Genomic DNA, 19,264 nt, shown 5'->3' with positions numbered 1-19,264 from the left:
TGCTCATTCAGGAAATTGCTTATGAAAATTCACGAATATCAGGCCAAACGCCTGCTGGCGAAGTTTGGCGTACCGGTGCCGCGGCACCACGTGGCCCTCAATGCGATGGATGCCTGCATGGCGGCCGAAGCGCTGGGTTCCTTCCCGGTCGTGCTCAAGGCCCAGATTCACGCCGGCGGCCGCGGCAAAGGCGGCGGCGTCAAGCTCGCTTCCTCGCTTGAGGAAGTGGAAGCCATTGCCCTGCGCATGCTCGGGCACAAGCTGGTGACACCCCAGACGGGCCCGGAAGGGCGCACCGTCCACCGGCTCATCGTCGAAGAAGGGCTGCACATTGACCGCGAGCTGTACCTCAGCCTGCTCATTGACCGCACCACATCTTCGCCCATCATCATGGCAAGCGAAGCCGGCGGGATGGAAATCGAGGAAGTCGCCGCGGCAACCCCGGAAAAGATTTTGCGGGAAGTCATCGATCCGGCGCTTGGGTTGCAGCCGTATCAGGCGCGGAAAGTCGCCTTCGGTCTCGGCTTTACGGGCAGCCAGGCGGGCCAGGTCGTGAAGATACTCATGGCGCTCTACCGGGCCTTTGTGGAAAGCGATGCTTCACTGGTCGAGATCAATCCCTTTTTGCTCACCAAAGAAGGGGATTTCTACGCGCTTGATGCCAAGGTGATGCTCGATGACAACGCCCTGTACCGGCATCCCGACTACGTCGAACTGCGCGACACCCGCGAAGAAGAACCGCTGGAAACCGAGGCTGCGAAGTACGATCTCAACTACGTCAAGCTGGATGGCAACATTGGCTGCATGGTCAACGGCGCCGGGCTGGCAATGGCCACGATGGACATCATCAAGCTGGCTGGTGGTCATCCGGCAAACTTCCTCGACATTGGCGGTGGGGCTTCCCAGGAACGGGTCGAGCAGGCTTTTCGCATCCTCATTGCCGATCCCAGCGTCCGGGCGGTGCTCATCAACATTTTTGGCGGCATCGTCCGGTGCGACATGGTGGCGGCCGGAGTCATCGAAGCGGCCCGCAACCTGGATGTGCGTCTGCCGATTGTCGTCCGGCTTGAAGGCACGAACGTCGAGCAGGGGCGCGCCCTGCTTGAAAGTTCAGGTCTGAACTTCACGACGGCCAGCGGCATGCGGGATGCCGCTGAGAAGGTCGTTGCCCTGGCAGCTTAGGCGTTTCCGGCGACTGCGCTGAACAAAAGTGCCGCCGCTCCATCTCTGGAGGGCACCGTCTTGCCGGAGCGGTTTTTCCCAGGAAGTCGCCTGTCATCAGTGGTATAGGGTGCGCCATGCGTCCACTGCGACCAGAAGAGCCGGTCAGTCTGGTTCTGGCTGCCGGGGGAGCGCGTGGTGTTGCCCACGTCGGGGTTCTCGAAGCGTTGGTGACGCACGGTTTCCGCATACAGGAAATCGTCGGCTCCAGCGTCGGCGCGCTGATTGCCGCCTACTATGCCGGGGTTGGTCTGTCGCTTGAGGAAATGCGTACCCTGGGGCTGGGGCTTTCCTCGCGGCATCTGCTGGCCTGGGCGGCGGCGCGCCGCGCGCCGCGCTTTGCCCGCCCTTACTTCCAGCGCCGGGCCGGGATTGTCCCGGCTTATCTTGAACGGCTCGAACAAGCCTCCGGGCGGTCACTGCACCACGGCGTAGAGCGCATTGGCCTGCTGGCCTTCGATGGGCTTTCCCGGCGGGAAGTCCTGTTTCACAACCAGATGCCGGATTTCCCGCTGGCTGAGGCGATGCGTGGCGCTGTCGCCATCCCGGTGGTCTATCCGCCACGGCGCATTGTCTATGCCGGGCGGCGGATGTCGCTGAGTGACGCTGGCAGGCGCAACCGGCTGCCCATCGAATACCTCTTTGCCGCGCCTTTCTGTCCGCGCCAGATCGTGGTTAGTGACATTGCCAACCGTCTGTCCCATCGGCGTGAAAATGCGGCCAAACTCAAGGTCTGGCAGGCGCGTCGGCCGGACGTGCCCATTCACGTCGTCCTGCCGGATGCGCTGGGCCGGGGCATGCTGCTGTATCAGCTCTCTGATCTGGAAGCCCTGGTGGCTTCGGGACGCGCCGTGACGGAAGCCCTCATCGCATCGGCGGCACAGACTTCGCCGGACTGAAAGCGCCCGGACGAGCTTGCACGGAGGCGTCGGCCATTGACTACTCACCACTCACCACTCGCTACTCGCCACTCACCACTCGCTGCTCACCATTCGCCACTCACCACTCGCCACTCACATTGCACAGCGGCGTCGGCCATGGGTTTTCAATTGGCCGGCAGTAGTTTACAGTTGTGGCCTTCATCCCCCAGGACAACCCATCTCTTTGCCAGTTTGGGAGACCTTGCATGTCAGCTACTCGCCAGGAAGCCGCCATGCGTCAGGTATTCGAGCGCATTGTCGCCGATCCTGATTTGCACTGGGCGACGATGAACCTTTACTACTACTCGGAATATCACGGGGCCGAAGGGATTGCTGCGCTGGCCAGACAGGTCGAAGCCACCAATCCCCAGCTTGCCGAAGCGCTTGTTCACCACGCGGACGATGAGTTTCGTCACGCCGCGATGATTGCCGACATCATGACCGATCTGGGCGATGTCCCACGCCCGCCGCTGGGCATCAAGTATGTGGATGAGTTTGCCGCCCTCGCTACCGCCAGCACCGATCCCGACCGGATTGATGAAGTCGAACTGCTGGCGGCGCTCAACGTGACGGAAAAGCGCGGGCTGTTCAGCTTTGCACTGCACGTTTCGACCCTGCCCAGGGAAAGCAAAGCCTTCAAGCTGCTCAACCAGGTCAAAAACGAAGAAGCCGGGCACGTCCGGTGGGGCAACCAGTATCTGGCCGAACTCAAGGCCAACGGACGGGAAGCCGAAGTGCGGCGGGCGCAGGCGAAGTTTGAAGTCATTGAAAAAGCCGCCTATGAAACTTCGCTGGACATTATGCCGGGCGCGCCCATCCGCCGCATGCGACGGATTGTGGAAGTGGCCCGGCAGTTGCCGGCAGAACGTCAGATTCCCTACGTGGTGGAGCAGTTCTTCCGAGCCGCAGACCCGCGCCCGGTGTTTGGCGCCCGGTGGCAACTCGTCGAAACCATCCTGTCTTCCGCCCGGCTGCGGGAACAGGTCAGCGCCGATGTACAGCGCATCCTGGCCGGGCAGCCCCTCGCGTCCGATTCACTGCTGGGGCGTCTGGTGGCCGATGCGCGCCGTGCCGTTGAAAGCCTGTGGCGTCCGCAGGCACAGGCCGCCTAGTGGAGTTCGCCTGGTGTGGCGAACTGGCGTGGTGAACTGGACGCAGGCTGGTTATGACCTGGTGTAGTAAACTATGATGTGGCGTTCGACTGCGCCTGTCAGAGATTTTCTGATAGGCGCAGCGCCATCTGGTGCGCTACGCTGGAATCTCACGCAGTAACGGCAAAGGTTTCGGCTGACCGAAACTTCCCACCAGATGACTGACCCACATACGTACCGGTTCTGACGCCATGTTCCAGCACATTCTTTTCCCGACTGACTTATCCCCGCTCTCCCGTGGACTGCTGAAGTACGCTGCCGCTTTTGCGCGACAGTCCAAAGGGCAGGTGACCATCCTCAATGTTCAGAGCGCCTCCCTGCCGGCCCAGGCGCTGCGGCTTTCGGAGCGGGCCCTGGCCGAAAACGGCTTTGAATGGCTCGTCGGTATTCGCCGCGAGCTGGAAGAAATGCTTCAGCACGAAGTGCTCCAGGGGCTGAATGCCAATGCCATGCTGGCGGAAGGTGAGCCGGCAGCGGAAATCCTGCGTGTCGCACGCGAGAAAGACATCTCCCTCGTGGTGATGGCAACGCAGCGGCGTGGGTTTCTAAGTCGTCCGCTCATTGGTTCGACAGCCCTGGCCGTACTCGAAGAAACCCCCTGTCCGGTCCTGGTGGCCCGGCCGCCTTCGCGCGACTTCGTGTACTACAAAGGCGCTGAAACGACGATTGCACTCAACCGGATTCTCCTGGCCACGGATTTTGACCCGGTGACGGATGCCGCCAAGCAACTGGCCTTCGATCTGGCAAAAGTCCATGGGGCCAAGGTCACGGCCCTCCATGCCATTCATATCGTTCTGGGGTACTTCCCCATGCGCGCCAAAAGCGGGGAAGATGACGCCGTGGCGCTCGTGCGGCGCAACGCCGAAGCGCGCTTCGATGCGCTGGCTGCAGAAGCCAAGGCTGCCGGCGTCAATTTTGAGTCCCGGCTGTGTGATGGCCGGGCTTATGAAGTCACCCTGAAGCTGGCTCATGAAATCGAGGCCGACCTTATTGTGATGGGCTGTGGCGACCGCAAATCCGGCCAGCCGCTCGGCCACCATGTCGAGCGGGTGATTCGGGAGTTGCCCTGCCCGGTGCTGGTCGTGCCGCCGAGGGACAGTCAAACGGCTTGAGGGGGCGCCTGAAAGCGTGGCAGCCGTGGCAGGGAAGCCATGGCCGCCCGTTGCCTCAGCGTCGCCCGACGCCCAGGTAACGGAAGCCAGCGCGCCGCGCCTGCATCGGGTCACAGACGTTCCGCAGGTCGGCAATCGCCGGTGTGCGCATCACCTCGCGCAGCCGCTCCAGATCGAGCCGGCGGTACAGATTCCACTCCGTGGCGATGATGAGCAGGTCGCAGCCGGCCGCTGTTTCGTAGGGGTCTTCGCAGAACGTCACATCGGGCAGCAATGTCGCGGCTTCTGGAATCGCTACCGGGTCGCTGGCCCGCAGGGTGACGCCCAGCCGGCGGATGGCCGCCGCGATGGCCATCGCAGGTGATTCGCGCAGGTCGCTGGTTTCGGGTTTGAAGGTCAGCCCCAGCATGCCGGCCACTTTGTCAGTGTACGGTTCTCCCAGCAGCGTTTTGATTTTGCCCAGCATGGCCTCGTGCATGTCGTCATTGATGGCAATCCCGGCTTCGACGATGCGCAGCCGGTGCTGGTGACTGCGCGCCAGATGGGCTAGTGCTCTGGTGTCCTTGGGAAAGCAGGAACCGCCATAGCCCGGCCCCGGCGACAGAAACTTGCTGCCGATCCGGCTGTCCAATCCCATGCCACGGGCCACATCGAGCACATCGCAGCCAAGGCGGTCGCACAGCAGCGCCAGGTCGTTGATGAAGGAAATCTTCACCGCCAGAAACGCATTCGACGCATACTTGATGAGTTCTGCCGTCTCCACGGTTGTCGCCACCAAAGGCACGCCGGTTTGAATGAGCGGAGCATAGAGGTCGCGGAGAATGGCGTTGGCCTGCGGGTCTTCGCAGCCAATGACGATGCGTTCCGGGTGCATGAAATCGTTGATGGCATCGCCTTCACGCAGGAATTCCGGGTTGGAGGCGACACTGAAGCTCGCCCCGGCCGGGCAGCATTCCTCCATCACCCGGCGAATGGCCTGCCCCGTACCGGTCGGCACGGTGCTTTTGGTGACGATGACCTTGTAGCCGTCAAGGGCTTCGGCAATCTGCGCCGCCACGGCTTCCACCTGTGACAGGTCAGGGCTTCCGTCTGGATTGGGCGGCGTTCCAACGGCAATGAACACGACGAGTGCCCGGTGGACGGCCGCCTTCAGGTCGGTTGTGAAGTGAATACGTCCGGCCCGGCGGTTTTTTTCGATGAGCACGTCGAGGCCCGGCTCGTAGATGGGCACGCGCCCGTCTTCGAGCAGGGCAATCTTGGCGGCGTCTTTGTCCACACAGGTGACGTTGACGCCAAACTCGGCAAAACAGGCCCCCGTGACGAGGCCTACGTAACCCGTACCGATGATGGCAATGTGCATGGCAATGGCGTCGGAAACTGGGAAAAGTTCAGGGTCTGCACGGGGCGACTCTGGCAAAGCCCCGGCCCGGCTGTCAAACCGGCTGTCAAATGCGCGGTTCTGCCCCCGCCGGCGACAGCACACCCCAGAGATCGTGGAGATGGAGCAGCCCTTCAACGCGCTGTTGGGCATCCACAACGACCAGCGAGGTGATACGGTACGCTTCCATAGCCCGCAGCGCCGCCACCGCCCGGTCGGTTGCCCGCGCCGTGCGCGGATGTGGATGCCGTGCCTGCCGCCCTTCCAGCGCCGCCGCCGCCGTAAGCCGCAGGAAGGCTTCCGGCTGATGCTCCATCAGCCGCCGCAGATCGCCGTCGGAAATGACGCCGAGCAGCCGCCGTTCGCTGTCCACGACGGTAGTGATGCCAAAGCCTTTGCGTGAAATTTCGTGGATGATGTCCGGCATCAGGGTTGTCGGCTGGACGGTCGGAACCTCCGCCCCCACGTGCATGACATCGGCGACACGCAGCAGTTCGCGTCCCAGCTTGCCGCCCGGATGTCGCCGGGCAAAGTCTTCGGCGGCAAAGCCCCGGGCCGCACCGACGGCGACGGCCAGAGCATCACCGAGCGCCATGGCGGCTGTCGTCGAGGCCGTCGGGGCCAGATTGAGTGGACAGGCTTCAGCATCCACGGCTGTTTCCAGCACCACCTGCGCTGCCCGCCCGATGGTCGAGTCCGTCCGTCCCAGAATGGCCATCAGCGGCAGCGCCAGGTCCCGAAAGCTGGGCAGCAGCCGGACGATTTCTTCGGTTTCCCCGCTGTGTGAAAACACCAGGATGACATCTTCGGCGGTTACGCGCCCGATGTCGCCATGGGCGGCTTCGGCCGGATGCAGAAAAAACGAAGGCGTCCCCAGACTGGCCAGCGTTGCCGAAGTCTTGCGCGCCACGAAACCGCTTTTGCCCATGCCCAGTGTGACCACATGCCCGCGTCCGGCGAGAATGATGTCCACTGCCCGCGCAAAATGCTCATCGAGCCGGTGCACGAGACGCGCCACGGCTTCGGCTTCCACCCGCAGCACTTCACGGCCGCGTTCAATGTGCGCCATCGTCTTCTGGTTTCCGGGCAGCATCCGTGGCGGTTTCTCCCATCCTGGTTTTGGCTTCGGCAAGGGCGCTGCGTCCGCCAATCTTGCCGGACATGTCCGCCAGGTCGGCTTCCAGAAGGTCCACTTCACCGGCAAAACGCGCCAGATTGGGCGACAGGTTGGCTATGTTGGCCGAGGTCGGCGCGGTATCCGGTGCGTCCCGCAGCAACTGTAGGGCTTCCAGCTCCGCCTGCTCCTCGGCGGTAAGCGTGCCCTTGTACTGCTTCAGCAGCAGGGCGTTGTACTGGGCTTGTTGTTCCGGTGTCAGCATGGCGCGGGCTGTCTCCTTGCAGGGCACATTTTGGGAATGACCGGGCGATCATGCCCCGGCTTTGGCAAGCACGGCAACCTGACTCGTGCCGCACCCGTTGGGCGTCACCGCAATGCAGCAGCCAATCCGCTCGGCAAGTTCCGGGATGTGGGAAATGATGCCAATCTGGCACCCGGTGGCTTGCAGTTCGTCCAGCATGCCCAGTGCGGTTTCAAGCGACTGGGGATCGAGCGTGCCAAAACCTTCATCTATGAAAAGGGATTTGACCGTGACCTTGTTGGCTGACATAGCCGCCAATCCCAGGGCAAGCGCCAGCGAAACCAGAAAGGTCTCACCGCCTGAAAGCGTGCTGATCGGGCGTACGGTATCGGCCAGGTCGTGGTCGAGAACCTGGAGTTCCAGACTGGCACCCTTGACGGCCTGCAGGCGATACCGCTGGCGCAGCCGCCGCAGATAATCGTTGGCGTGGTCAAGCAGGGTTTGGAACTGAAGGTTCTGGACGAACAGACGGAAGGGTTTGCCGTCGGCCGCGCCAATGACCGCGTTCAGATCGTCCCAGCAGCGGTAAATCTTTTCCTGCGCCTCAATCTCCGCGGCCAGCGCCGCCTGGCGTTGGCGGGTCTCCGCATCCTGCCTGAGCTTTTCATCCAGCGCCCCAATGGTCTGGTGCTGGTTGCGGAGCCGCTCTGCAAGGGCCGGAAGATTTGCCTGGATGTCCTTCCGACTGATGTCCGGTGGTGCTGACGCCTGGTGGGCTTCGAGTTCCTTCCGCCTGGTGTCCAACACGGTTGCCGTCTGTCTGACCCGCTCATCGAGCGCCGCGATATGCTCCCGCAGTTGCTGCTGTTCGGCTTCGGAAACAGCCAGCAGGTCATTCAGCTCCGCTTCAGACAGGCCGGCTTCGGCCAGTCCGGCATCGAGCGCCCGGCGGGCAGCCTCAGCCGCCGTGGCTTTTTCGCGGTGACGTTCCTCAGCCGCCCGGTGATCAGCCGTGGCCTGGGCTTCCTCACGTTCGGCGGCGGCAAGCGCCTGACGCGCGTCATGGAAAGCGCGTTCAGCCTGCGCTATGGCATCATCGAGTCTCCGGCAAAAGTCCCCGGTGGGTTGGCCGCCAAGTAAGGCAGCGCGTTTCGTTTCAAGGTCTGTGAGTTCGCTTGCTCTGGCGGATGCCTCCTGTTTGATTTGTTCCAGCCCGGTTTGTGCGCTGGCAAGGGCGGATTGGTGGGCGGCTATCCGGCGTTCGATTTCCTGAAGTTGCGCCGTGGCTGCCTGTCGGGCCTGAACATGTGCTTTCCAGGCGGTGGCATCGCTTCCGGCCTGGGCGAGAAAAGCGTTGGCGTCGGCATCAAGTTGCGCCTGCCAGTCGCGGTTGCCCGAAAAGACCGTGGCAAGTTCCTGAAGGTAGCGGTCACGCTGTTGTGCGTGGGTTGCGTACTGCACCCGGCAGGTCTCCAACTCACTGTGCAATCGTTGCCAGGCGTTTTCGGCCTGCCGGTAAGTTTCCTGTGCCTGGCGGAGTTGTTCCTGGCTTTGGTCAACGGCCTGTTGCGCGGCGTCCCGTTGCCGACGCGCCGCTTCGCAGGCGTTTTCTTCCGCTTCGAGCTGGCGTTGTTCTTCTGCGAGCCGTTTGGAAGCCGCTGCAAGCATCGGCTGGGTTTCCGGCGCCAGCGGTGAATCAGGCAGGCCTGGACTCCGTTGCTTTGCCCAGTCTGTCAGGAGGCTTTCTTTTTCCTGCGCTCCCTTGTCCTGACGCTGGCGCGCGGCCTCCAGCCGGGTTTCTTCAGCCGCCATCCTGCGTTCCAGTTCCAGTACAACCTGCGAGCAGGCAGCGCACTGCTGTTGAAGGGCTTCGACTTCGGCTCTGATACGGGCGACAAGATCACTGGGCGGAGCCGGCTTGTCGGCGTCGGGATGTTCGGTCGAGCCGCAAAGCGGGCAGGGCTGGCCGGGAACAAGCAAATCGGGACGGCGGGCGGCCAGCTCCTCGGTGGCCTCCGCCAGACGCAGCTCGCGGAAACGCTCTTTCAGTACAGCTTCCAATGCGGCCAGCTCGTGCGTGTGGCGTTCGGTGTCCCGTCGTAGCGCATCCAGCGTCGTGCGGGCGGCCTCGGCTTCCTGCACAGCTTCCGCACACGCGCGTTCCGCCTGGTGGGCCGCTTCAACCAGCTTGTGGAGTGCATTGAGTTTCGCACGTTGCTCATCAATCCGGCGGCGCGCTTCACGCCGTGCGTCAGGCGATTGGGTATAGGCGAGACGTTCAAGGTGCTGGGTGGCGCGTTGCAGTGCCTCCCGGTCGGCTGCAAGCTGTGCTTCGGCGTTCTGAAGCGCCTGGTAAGCGCGTGCCAACCCGGTTTCAACGCGCCGGAGGTCGGCGGTCAGTCTGGCTTCCTGTTCTTCCAGTTGCGCCAGGGCGCTTCTGGCTTCGAGGTAAGTCCCGATGTCGCGCTCCCACCGCTCCTGCTGGTCGGCGACCGCCTGAAGATGCGAATGAGCTTCCAACCACTGGCCGATTTGGGCAAGGGACTCCGTAACCTGTGCCCGCGCCTGTTCGGCATCCGCAAGTTGCTGCTGTTGTGCCTGAAACTGCTGCCTGGCTGCTTCGCGTTGGTGTTCGGCTTCCAAAACCTGCTGCCGGGCCTGGTGAAGTTTCACATCGAGTTCGCGCGCTGCTTCGATGGCCGGCTGCCAGTCCGTGCGCTCGGCCTTGGCACAGGCAAGGTCTTTTTCAGCCTGTTCCGCGCGGCTGCGGGCGGCATCAAGGTGCTGGCAGGCTGCGCCATGACGCGCGGCTGTTTCAGTAACCTGTCGCGCTGCCTGCTGTTGCTCCCGGTCAGACGCCAAGTGGTCTTCATACATGGGACGCAGCCGATGCGCCTGGTCAAGGCGGGCAAGGTACGCACGCTGGCTTTCGGTATCATGACGCGCCTGAAGAGCCGCGTCATGATCGGCCTTTGCCTCTTGGAAAGTGGCTTCCAGTGCATCGTGCCGGTCATACCACTGCTGCGCCTGCTCGTAGGTGCTGCGTTGCCGTTCAAGTTCCCGGCACTGCGCGGCACGTTGCTCCCGTTCAGCTTCGAGTTGATGGCGTTCGTCATCGGAAAGGGGATTGAGGTAGCCCGTCTGTTGTTTCAGGGCTTCCAGTGCTTCCTTTTCGCGTTTGGCCCGCTCATGGGCGGCTATGGAAAGTGCCGTGTAGAGCCGGGTATCGGTCATGGCTTCAAGCAGGCTGGCGCGTTCTTCGGCGCTGGATTTGAGAAAGGCCGCGAAGTCGCCCTGCGCCAACAGGACCGACCGGCAGAACTGCTCGTAGCTCAAACCAACTTTCTGACTGATGAGCTTGAGGGTTTCTTCCTTGCCGTGTTCGGTTTTGCGGATGCTGTTTCCCGGTGATGTACTGTCGCCCGGTGTGGTCAGTTCAAATAACTCCACTTCCGATGGGCGCAGTCCCTGCCGGGAGGTTTTGCGCTGTGGCGGGCGTACCTGCCAGCGGGCGCGCCAGCGTTTGTTGTCGCACCCAAGGAATTCCACCTCGGCGTAGGCGTCGCGCTGTCCGCGCTGGATGATGTGCCGGCAGTCGGTAAACGGTAGCGCCACATCATCGGCCGTACCGGCCGGAACCGGGTAGCCGCCTTGTTTGCGCTTGATCCGGGGCAGGCGGTCATAGAGCGCCAGACACAGCGCGTCAAGCAGCGTGCTTTTGCCGGCTCCGGTCGGGCCCGTAATGGCGAACAGTCCGGCACGCCCCAGCAGCCCCTGTTCGAGGGACACATCGAAGTCCGTCAGTGAGGCGAGATGACGACCGCGAATGGCGAGAATTCTCATGGCGTCATCTCCTGCAGGGTTTCCTGAAGCAGCGTGTGAAATGCCTGCTTCAGAGCTTCCGGTGGGTCACTGCCATGCTTGGCCCGGTAGCAGGCGCAAAACATGGCTTCCGGCGTGAGGTTGGTATGGCTGTTCCGTGAGAGACCGTCTGGCAAGGCGGCTCTGTCCGGCTGTGGGTGGACAAGTTCAATCCGGGCCAGCTCGGCCCAGACGCCGTTCAGCGCACGTTCAATGTCGTCTTTCAGGTTTGGCTGCGGGCGGTCAAGCTGGACACATACCTCGACCAGCGGCGGCAGTTTGTCGGGTGCGGTGGGCGTGGTGGGAAGCTGGCGCAGTTCATCGAGAACGGCGGCGAGAGACGCTGCCCCCTGGCGCGGCACGCGCAGCAAATCACGCACCCGTGGGATCGGAAGCGGCTCGATTCGCGCGGCGCACTCGCCTTCGAGTTCGATGAGCACGACCTGGTGTGCATAGTCGCGCTCGGTGAAGGACAGCGGAAGTGGTGAGCCGCTGTACCGCACGTTTGGGCGGTTGGCGACACACTGCGCCCGGTGCAGGTGGCCGAGCGCAACGTAGGCAACATCCTCCGGGAAAATATCGGGCGGCAGAGCATACAGACCGCCACACTCGATTGGGCGTTCGGTGTCGGAGACCTGTCCGCCGACCATGAAGGCGTGTCCGGTGGCCACCAGGGCCTGCCCTGGCTGACGCCGCTGCCGTGCGGCCTCAAAAAGCTGGGCGTAAAGCGCCTGCGCGCCCTGACGGAAGTCCTCTGCCAGCCCCACATCGGAGGGACGAATGAACGGTACGGCCAAACACCAAGCCGCCACGTCACCTGTGGCATTGGTCAGCGGGACGAGCAGGCGCTCGAAGTCGGGCTTCCCGTCCGGCTGGCTGGCGAAGCCGCCGATGACGCGCACGCGGAAACGGTTGAGCAGTTCGGCCGGGGCGTCGAGCCGGCCGGGAGAATCGTGGTTGCCGCCGATGATGACAATGTCGAGCGTCGGCAGCGCCGCGTGGCATCCTGCCAGAAAGTCATAGTAGAGCCGTTGCGCCGCTGCCGGTGGATTGGCCGCATCAAAGATGTCGCCGGTGATGAGCAGCGCGTCAACGGATTGCTCTTGGAGCGTACCGCGCAGCCAGGTGAGAAAGCGCGCATGCTCCTGCTCCCTGGGGTGTCCGCCCAAGGTGATGCCCAAGTGCCAGTCGGACGTGTGTAGCAGGCGCATGACTCACCGTGGCTGTCCTGCCAAGATGACATCCCGGCCGGCTTCAGGACGTTCCGGCAGGTGTGTGAAGGATGCCAGCGGTTTGAGCTTACGGGTTGGTGGCGTTGGCGTACTCGAACTTGTAGCCCTGCCCCCACACCGTTTGCACGTAGGTCGGACGGCCGGGAATCGGTTCGATTTTCGCCCGGAGCCGCGCAATGTGCGGGTCAACGTTGCGGAGGTAGCCTTCCTCATCCTGTAGCTCATCGAGCAGGCGGTCACGGGAAAAGACCTGTCCCGGACGGCGCGCCATGGTGAGCAGGATGCGAAACTCGGTTGGCGTCAGTTCAATCGTCTTGCCGTTGCGGATGACCCGCCGCCGGATGACATCAATGGAAAGGTCGCCCCGGACGATGACCTCCTCGATGTCGGGAGTAATCGCCTGCCGCCGCAGAATCGCCTGGAGCCGCGCACCGAGTTCGAGCATGTTGAACGGCTTGGTGAGGAAATCATCGCCGCCGTAGGAAAAGCCCCGCAACCGCGTGTCGAGTTCGGTGTCGGTCGAAAGAAAGAGAATCGGCGACTGAATGTTGCATTCACGGAGCAGACGGCAGATTTGGAGTCCGTCGAGGTCCGGCAGGATGACATCGAGGATAATGGCCTGGGGGCGGTGCTTGGTCGCTGTCTCAATGGCTTCGCGTCCGGTAGCCGCTTCGAGCACGTTATAACCCTGCCCACTCAGGTAAGCTCCGACCGTCAGGCGAATCGTCGGGTCATCGTCAACAATCAGTACACTGGTCTTGGCGGGTTCAGTCATGGCACTTCACCATTTTTGAGTTCGTGATTTCAGGTTGAGGTGTACGCGGTATGGTACATTTGGAAGTCCCGGCCCACAACCTGGAGTTATGCGCCGCAGTTTAGCACTTGTGATACAAAACGGCTTCGGCAGTTTTCCTGTGGATTGTCTGCATCATCTTTGCCCGGAGGTTTTCCTGTCATGATTGGAGAAATTGAACGTCTGCTTGGCGATGAAGCCGAAGCTTTGCTGACCTATCGCGCGAAAGGCATTTCGGCCGAACACCTGCATCTGCCCGGACCGGATTTCGTGGATCGGGTCTTTGCCCCATCCGACCGCTCGCCCCAGGTGCTGCGGAGCTTGCAGCAACTCTTTGATCACGGCCGGCTGGCCGGAACCGGCTACATGTCCATCCTGCCGGTTGACCAGGGAATCGAGCACAGCGCCGGGGCTTCCTTTGCGCCTAATCCCATCTACTTTGACGGTGACAACATCGTGAAGCTGGCCATTGAAGGCGGATGCAATGCCGTGGCGACAACCTTTGGCGTGCTGGGTTTTGCCGCCCGCAAGTATGCCCACAAGATTCCCTTCATCGTCAAAATCAACCACAACGAGTTTCTCTCTTACCCGAACAAGTACGACCAGGTGATGTTTGGAACGGTCAAGCAGGCGTGGAATCTGGGCGCAGTGGCCGTGGGTGCGACGATTTACTTCGGCTCGCCCGAATCGAGCCGGCAGATTCAGGAAGTCTCCGAGGCGTTTCAAGCGGCTCACGAACTGGGTATGGCAACGATTCTGTGGTGCTACACCCGCAATGCTGCCTTCAAGACAGCCGAGAAGGATTACCACGTGGCAGCCGATTTGACGGGCCAGGCCAATCACCTGGGGGTGACGCTTCAGGCCGACATCATCAAGCAGAAACTGCCCGAAAACAACGGCGGCTATGAAGCCCTCAAGTTTGGCAAGACACACAAAAAAGTCTATTCGGAGCTGGCGACGGACCATCCCATCGAGTGGACGCGCTACCAGGTTGCCAACTGCTACATGGGGCGGGCCGGTCTCATCAACAGCGGCGGCGCGTCAGGCGATAATGACTTTGCCGAAGCTATCCGCACGGCCGTCATCAACAAGCGCGCTGGCGGCATGGGGTTGATTTCCGGGCGCAAGGCTTTCCAGCGGCCGATGTCCGAAGGTGTCAAGCTGCTCAACCTCATCCAGGATGTGTATCTCGCCCGGGAAGTGACCATTGCGTGAACGATGCTCCTGCTCTCAGTTTTGTCATCCCGGCCTATAACGAAGCCGCCCGTCTTGCCCCGACGCTGGAAAGCGTCGGGGCCTACTTCCGGGATTTTGCCGGCGGGGTGGAAGTCATCGTCGTGGATGACGGCTCTTCCGACGGGACAGCCATGGTTGCGGGAAAGCTTGTTCCTACCCTTGCACGTCAGGGGCTTTCCCTGCAGGTGTTGTCCAATCCGGGCAATCAGGGAAAAGGCTACAGTGTGCGGCATGGCTTTCTGGCGTCCCGCGGCCAGGTTGTGCTGTTTTCGGACGCCGACCTTTCGACGCCGCTGACCGAAACTCCCAAGCTGCTGGAACCGATTACCGCCGGGCAGTACGATGCGGCTATCGGCTCACGCGACCTGCCGGATTCGCAGATTGGTGTGCATCAGTCCGCTCTGCGCGAGTTTGCCGGCCGGTGCTTCAACCGCTTCGTGCGGGTTCTGACGGGACTGAAGTACGCCGACACCCAGTGCGGTTTCAAAGCCTTCCGGCGGGATGTCTTTCTGCCCGTCTTTCAGGCGCAGCAGGTGCGGGGCTTTGCCTTCGATGTGGAAATTCTCTATCTGGCGCAAAACATCGGCGCGCGGGTGGCCGAAGTGCCGGTGGTGTGGAATCACGCGGAAGGCTCGAAGGTCGGTTTCAACTGGCGTTCCGTGCGGCCGTTCTGGGATGTGGCCCTGCTCCCGTGGCGCTGGCAGCGGGGCGGTTACGCCCAGGTGGCGGCCGTTCCTGCACTACCTCCGGGCCTCACAAAGTGATCATAGCCACGCGCCGGAAGCGGGTGGGTTTCTCCATCTATGTGCAGGGTGATGTCGTGGCCGGCTGTGATGCGTCCGATGCAGGTAAGGGAAACGCCGCCGACCGCCGCTGTGCCGCTCAGCGCCGCCACGGTTGCCGCCTGCCGGGGAGAGACCGTGAAGAGCAGTTCATAGTCCTCACCGCCGTCGAGCGCCAGCCGACGCGCGGCTGTCTGATCGGGGCCGATCGCCACGGCTGCCGGGGCAATGGGAAGCGCCGCTGCTTCCAGCACCGCGCCAACCTGGCTGGCTTCGCACAGCCGCGCCAGATCGAGTGACAGTCCATCGCTGATGTCGAGCATGGCCGTGGCCAGGCCGTGTGCCGCCAGGTGTTGGCCCAGTTCGAGACGCGGTTCCGGGAACAGAAACCGGGCTTCGGAAGCCGCATCGGGCGGCGCGGCCCCCTGCTCAAGCGCCTGAAGGGCGGCGGCAGCCGCGCCAAGGGTTCCACTCACAAACAGGTAGTCGTCCGGCCGGGCCCCGGCGCGTGTGACGGCGCAGCCAGGAGCGATGTCACCTATCAGGCACACGTCCACGAACATGGACTGTGGGCTGGCCGTGGTATCTCCGCCGACCAGACTGACCTGCACCCGGTCAGCCAGAGCCAGCAATCCCTGTACGATGTCTTCGGCCAGCGGCTGCGCTGAAGGCGGAAGGGCCAGGGAAAGCAGGCAGAACCGGGGCGTCGCGCCCATGGCGGCGCAGTCACTGAGGTTGATGGCCAACGCCTTGTGCCCGATGGCCGCAGCCGGTACGTAGCGCTGGCGAAAATGAACATCCTCAACCAGGGCATCGCTCATGACGACCAGGTGGCGTCCGGGGCGCGGCGTGATGAGGGCGGCATCGTCTCCAATCCCAATCTGGAGATCAGGACATCCACGGCGTGCGACGGAGTGGAGACGGCGGAGAAAATCCCGTTCGGAGGGCATGGCGCGGTTGGTTTCGGGCAAAGGTAAAACCGGTCGGTTGTCAGGCCGCGGCTGTGTTACAACTAACGGGCATCCCACTTGAATGGCTTTTCAGTCGGCATGTCTTCCGAGCACCCGGTGAGCATCGTCAACCCCCAGGAAGCGACCCGTGCGCTGCGCGCCTATCGTTTGCGGCGGGTACGGACGCTGTCCCTGCTCATTCTCGTCATCGTGCTGCTGGGAGCGCTCGTCGTTCAGTCGGCGTTCAATGTGCTGCCTTTTCTCGCGCCGCGCAATGTTTCGGCGACGTGGATGCTGTATGCGCTGTCGGCGCTGAACTTTCTGGCGCTCATCATCCTGCTGGCGCTGCTGATTCGCAACGTCATGAAGTTGCAGCAGGAACGGCGGCAGCGCACGCTCGGGACCTCCTTCCAGACGCGCCTGGTGACGGCTTCACTCATTGTCTCCGCCCTGCCGCTGCTGATGCTGTTTTTCTTTGCCTACGGGCTGTTGAACCGCAGTCTGGACAAGTGGTTCAACCTGCCGGCCGAACGTTACCGGGAGAGCGCCGTGGCTATTCAGCGGTTGGTACTGACCCGCGAAATGCGTTCCCTTCAGGATGACGGGCGCGCCGTTGGGCGCCGGCTGCTGTCCTGGCTGGCGGGCGAAAAAGCGCCGGGACAGACGGAAAGAAAAAAGCTGCCGGAAAGTGCGCGAATGGAACAGGCGCGGAAGCTTTTTGTGGATGAAGCGCAGGCGCTCGGCATTGAAGCCGGCCAGTGGCTGGACAGAGAGGGACAGCCCCGCGCCATTTTTGGCGACTGGGCCGGACTACCACCGGACTTCATCGCCGGTCTGCATCGGCGCGCGCGGTCGGACCCGTTTCCGACAGGCCATCTGGAGAGCAATCTGAGTACCTTTATCGCTGCGGCCGTTCCGGTCGGGGAAACCAGAGACGTGCTTGTGGTTGTGCGTACGATGCCGCCGGTGCTCGATCAGAAGATTGCCGAACTGACCCAGGTGGCCAACCAGCGGGCAACCCTCGCCGCCGAGTCGCGGACGCTCAAGCTCAACTACCTGCTGATTCTGGGGTTCGTCACGCTCTTTCTGATGTTCGGCGCGATGTGGTTTGCCATCACCACGGCCCGCTTTGTCGTCGTGCCGCTGCGGGCGTTGGCCGAAGCGACGGAAGCTGTCGCACAGGGGAATCTCGATTATGTTGTGCAGGTCGAAGCCCAGGACGAGCTGGCGGTGCTCGTGGATTCCTTCAACGCCATGGCGCAGCAGTTGCGCGTCAACCGCGTACAGCTTGATGAGCGCCGTCGCTATATCGAGACCATTCTGGGAAGTCTGTGTACTGGCGTGGTCTCGCTCGATACGCAGTGGCGGGTGACGACGTTCAACCCCGCCGCCTGCAATATGCTGGGCGCGACACTGGTGGTCGGCGATGAATTTTTGCTGCATGTGCCACCGGGGAATCGGGGGGATTTCGAGCGGCTTCTACGGCGCGCCCGGCGGGTGCCCCAGACGACCCTGGAGACCGAAATCCGGTTGCCCAACCGCCCCTCCCTGCAGGTGGCACTGACGGCCACGAGGCTTTCGGACACCGGCGGGCAAATCACCGGCATTGTGGTAATGCTCGACGACATTTCACCCATCATGCAGGCCCAGCGCAACGCTGTGTGGAGCGAGGTCGCGCGGCGCATGGCGCATGAAATCAAGAATCCGCTCACGCCCATTCAGCTTTCCACCGAGCGGATTGCGCGCAATGTCGCGCGGCAGGCGGCGCATCTTCCGCGCCTCCGGGCAACGGTCGAGGAATGTGCGGCGAGTATTATTGGCGAAGTAACGACGCTCCAGCGGCTCGTGGACGAGTTCTCGCGTTTTGCCAAGCTCCCTGATGCCCAGCTTGCGCCGGGTTCACTGGATGACATCGTTGAGCGGACGGTCGTCCTGTATGCCGAACGGCTGGGCGGAGTCCGATTGACCACTGAGCTGGCCGGCAATCTGCCGCCTGTGTTGCTCGATGCCGAACAAATCAAGCGGTGTCTGGTCAATCTCATTGACAATGCGCTGCACGCCATTGAAGCTGGTGGCGAAAAACCGGCGCGGGGCGAGATTCGCATCACTACAGAATATGCGGCGGCGCGGGAAACCGTCCGGTTGCGGATTTCGGATACCGGCGTCGGGATTCCGCCGGAAGCCCGCAACCGCCTGTTTGAGCCGTATTTTTCGACCCGTGAACGGGGAACGGGACTGGGGCTGGCAATTGTCGCGCACATTCTGGCCGACCACCGGGCCACGATTCGCTACGAACCGAACCATCCACGGGGGGCCACGTTCGTCCTTGAGTTTCCGGCCGCCGAGGTCCCTTCCCGGCACACGGCGGCTGAAGCGTCCACGCTGCCCATTGGGCCTGTAATGCCTATCGGGTAAACCGGCAACCCGAAGGCACAGAGCGTGGAAGGTTGAGCAAACCACATGTTGAGCAAACCAAAGGAGCAGGAGAGGGCTGTTCATGCGAAAGGTTGTGTTTGGTGTGTGTCAGGTGGTCAGTGTGGCGCTGGTGCTGGGGATGAGTCCGGCCTGCAAAAAGCAGGAAAGCCCGGATGAGGTTGTTGTTGCGGCCAGCCAGTCCTCACGGGACAATGCGACGCGGGCCAGCATGCTCACGATTGCCCGTGTCGAGTCGTCCTTCCATGCCGCCCACGGGCGCTATGCGTCCCTGGCGGAACTTGTGGACGCCGGTTTTCTGCCGAACGACCCTTCCGAAGCCAGGATGTCACAATTTTTCATTGAGGCTTCAGAAAACACATTTGCCTGCTATAGTGTGCCTACCGATTATCCGGCTTCGGGACGGATGTCCTATTTCATTGACCAGACCGGAAAACTGCGCGGGAGCGACCGGCGTGGCGGTCGGGCGTCAGCCTCGGACCCGGTCATCGAGTAGTTTTCTTCCAGCTTTCACGCTCTTTTTTTGGAGGAAGCGATGGCCATTACCACCCAGGATGTTGAGAAAATCGCCCAGCTTGCCAACCTGCGTCCCTCGGCGGCTGACCTTGATCGCCTGGCCGCACAGATGGGCGCCATCGTCGGCTACTTCGACCGTTTGAATGAGCTGGACACCACGGATGTGCCGCCCATGTCGCACTGTAGTGCCGTGGGCGATACGGCCCTGCGTCCCGATATACCGCACACCCCACCCGGAACCGAGGTCGCCCTGGCCAATGCCCCGGCGTCCGGGTACGGGCACTTCAAGGTTCCCCGCGTGCTTTGAAAACCGGCACCGGT

The 19,264-nt window shown here is 62.5% G+C and carries 16 protein-coding genes; 9 read left to right on the top strand and 7 right to left on the bottom strand.

The window, feature by feature from the left end:
• The first annotated feature begins 21 nt into the window (after positions 1-21).
• From sucC to CABTHER_RS08545, 4 genes are all read left to right on the top strand, one after another.
• Positions 22-1,182, top strand: a complete 1,161-nt coding sequence (gene sucC, locus CABTHER_RS08560) for an ADP-forming succinate--CoA ligase subunit beta (protein ID WP_014100229.1) — start codon at positions 22-24, stop codon at positions 1,180-1,182.
• A gap of 116 nt (positions 1,183-1,298) precedes the next feature.
• Positions 1,299-2,120: a patatin-like phospholipase family protein gene (locus CABTHER_RS08555; RefSeq protein ID WP_014100228.1), complete on the top strand. Its 822-nt coding sequence runs from the start codon at positions 1,299-1,301 to the stop codon at positions 2,118-2,120.
• A gap of 227 nt (positions 2,121-2,347) precedes the next feature.
• The gene (locus CABTHER_RS08550; protein ID WP_081464808.1) at positions 2,348-3,253 is read left to right on the top strand and encodes a ferritin-like domain-containing protein; all 906 of its coding nucleotides are present in this window, start codon (positions 2,348-2,350) and stop codon (positions 3,251-3,253) included.
• Positions 3,254-3,483: 230 nt separating this feature from the next.
• Positions 3,484-4,404 carry a universal stress protein gene (locus CABTHER_RS08545; RefSeq protein WP_014100226.1) on the top strand — a complete coding sequence of 307 codons (921 nt, stop codon included), beginning with the start codon at positions 3,484-3,486 and terminating at the stop codon, positions 4,402-4,404.
• 55 nt (positions 4,405-4,459) lie between these two features.
• Here CABTHER_RS08545 and CABTHER_RS08540 read toward each other — a convergent pair whose 3' ends face one another.
• From CABTHER_RS08540 to CABTHER_RS08515, 6 genes are all read right to left on the bottom strand, one after another.
• The gene (locus CABTHER_RS08540) at positions 4,460-5,764 is read right to left on the bottom strand and encodes a UDP-glucose dehydrogenase family protein (protein ID WP_041569779.1); all 1,305 of its coding nucleotides are present in this window, start codon (positions 5,762-5,764) and stop codon (positions 4,460-4,462) included.
• A gap of 85 nt (positions 5,765-5,849) precedes the next feature.
• On the bottom strand, positions 5,850-6,851 hold the full coding sequence (locus CABTHER_RS08535) for a KpsF/GutQ family sugar-phosphate isomerase (RefSeq protein ID WP_014100224.1): 1,002 nt from the start codon (positions 6,849-6,851) through the stop codon (positions 5,850-5,852).
• Positions 6,838-7,161: a hypothetical protein gene (locus tag CABTHER_RS08530; RefSeq protein WP_014100223.1), complete on the bottom strand. Its 324-nt coding sequence runs from the start codon at positions 7,159-7,161 to the stop codon at positions 6,838-6,840. The genes CABTHER_RS08535 and CABTHER_RS08530 overlap by 14 nt, the downstream gene beginning before the upstream one ends.
• Positions 7,162-7,209: 48 nt before the next feature.
• The gene (locus CABTHER_RS08525; protein ID WP_014100222.1) at positions 7,210-10,983 is read right to left on the bottom strand and encodes an AAA family ATPase; all 3,774 of its coding nucleotides are present in this window, start codon (positions 10,981-10,983) and stop codon (positions 7,210-7,212) included.
• On the bottom strand, positions 10,980-12,212 hold the full coding sequence (locus CABTHER_RS08520) for an exonuclease SbcCD subunit D C-terminal domain-containing protein (protein WP_014100221.1): 1,233 nt from the start codon (positions 12,210-12,212) through the stop codon (positions 10,980-10,982). Before CABTHER_RS08520 ends, CABTHER_RS08525 begins: the two co-directional genes overlap by 4 nt.
• An 88-nt stretch (positions 12,213-12,300) precedes the next feature.
• The gene (locus tag CABTHER_RS08515) at positions 12,301-13,008 is read right to left on the bottom strand and encodes a response regulator transcription factor (protein WP_014100220.1); all 708 of its coding nucleotides are present in this window, start codon (positions 13,006-13,008) and stop codon (positions 12,301-12,303) included.
• Positions 13,009-13,188: 180 nt separating this feature from the next.
• Here CABTHER_RS08515 and CABTHER_RS08510 point away from each other — a divergent pair, with 180 nt between their 5' ends.
• Together CABTHER_RS08510 and CABTHER_RS08505 are read left to right on the top strand one after the other, a co-directional pair.
• A complete protein-coding gene (locus tag CABTHER_RS08510) occupies positions 13,189-14,241 on the top strand; it encodes a class I fructose-bisphosphate aldolase (RefSeq protein ID WP_014100219.1) in 1,053 nt (350 codons plus the stop codon).
• Positions 14,238-15,026 (top strand): dolichyl-phosphate beta-glucosyltransferase, encoded by a 789-nt coding sequence (locus tag CABTHER_RS08505; RefSeq protein WP_014100218.1) that lies wholly within the window; start codon positions 14,238-14,240, stop codon positions 15,024-15,026. Before CABTHER_RS08510 ends, CABTHER_RS08505 begins: the two co-directional genes overlap by 4 nt.
• Here the strand turns inward: CABTHER_RS08505 and thiL are convergent.
• Entirely contained in the window at positions 14,975-16,015 is a 1,041-nt protein-coding gene (thiL, locus tag CABTHER_RS08500) for a thiamine-phosphate kinase (protein WP_049787488.1), read from the bottom strand. The genes CABTHER_RS08505 and thiL overlap by 52 nt on opposite strands.
• A gap of 78 nt (positions 16,016-16,093) precedes the next feature.
• Between thiL and CABTHER_RS08495 the strand changes: the two genes are divergently transcribed.
• The 3 genes from CABTHER_RS08495 to gatC all read left to right on the top strand — a co-directional run bounded on the left by CABTHER_RS08495 (position 16,094) and on the right by gatC (position 19,250).
• Complete coding sequence (locus CABTHER_RS08495) at positions 16,094-18,409, top strand: sensor histidine kinase (protein ID WP_014100214.1); 2,316 nt, start codon at positions 16,094-16,096, stop codon at positions 18,407-18,409.
• An 82-nt stretch (positions 18,410-18,491) separates the two neighbouring features.
• Complete coding sequence (locus tag CABTHER_RS08490; protein WP_014100213.1) at positions 18,492-18,923, top strand: hypothetical protein; 432 nt, start codon at positions 18,492-18,494, stop codon at positions 18,921-18,923.
• A gap of 39 nt (positions 18,924-18,962) precedes the next feature.
• Positions 18,963-19,250, top strand: coding sequence for an Asp-tRNA(Asn)/Glu-tRNA(Gln) amidotransferase subunit GatC (gene gatC, locus CABTHER_RS08485; RefSeq protein WP_014100212.1), 288 nt, complete (start codon positions 18,963-18,965; stop codon positions 19,248-19,250).
• Positions 19,251-19,264 lie beyond the last annotated feature (14 nt).

This window comes from Chloracidobacterium thermophilum B (assembly GCF_000226295.1).
GTDB classification, from domain to species: Bacteria; Acidobacteriota; Blastocatellia; order Chloracidobacteriales; family Chloracidobacteriaceae; genus Chloracidobacterium; species Chloracidobacterium thermophilum.
This window is presented reverse-complemented; position numbering and strand designations above follow the sequence as displayed.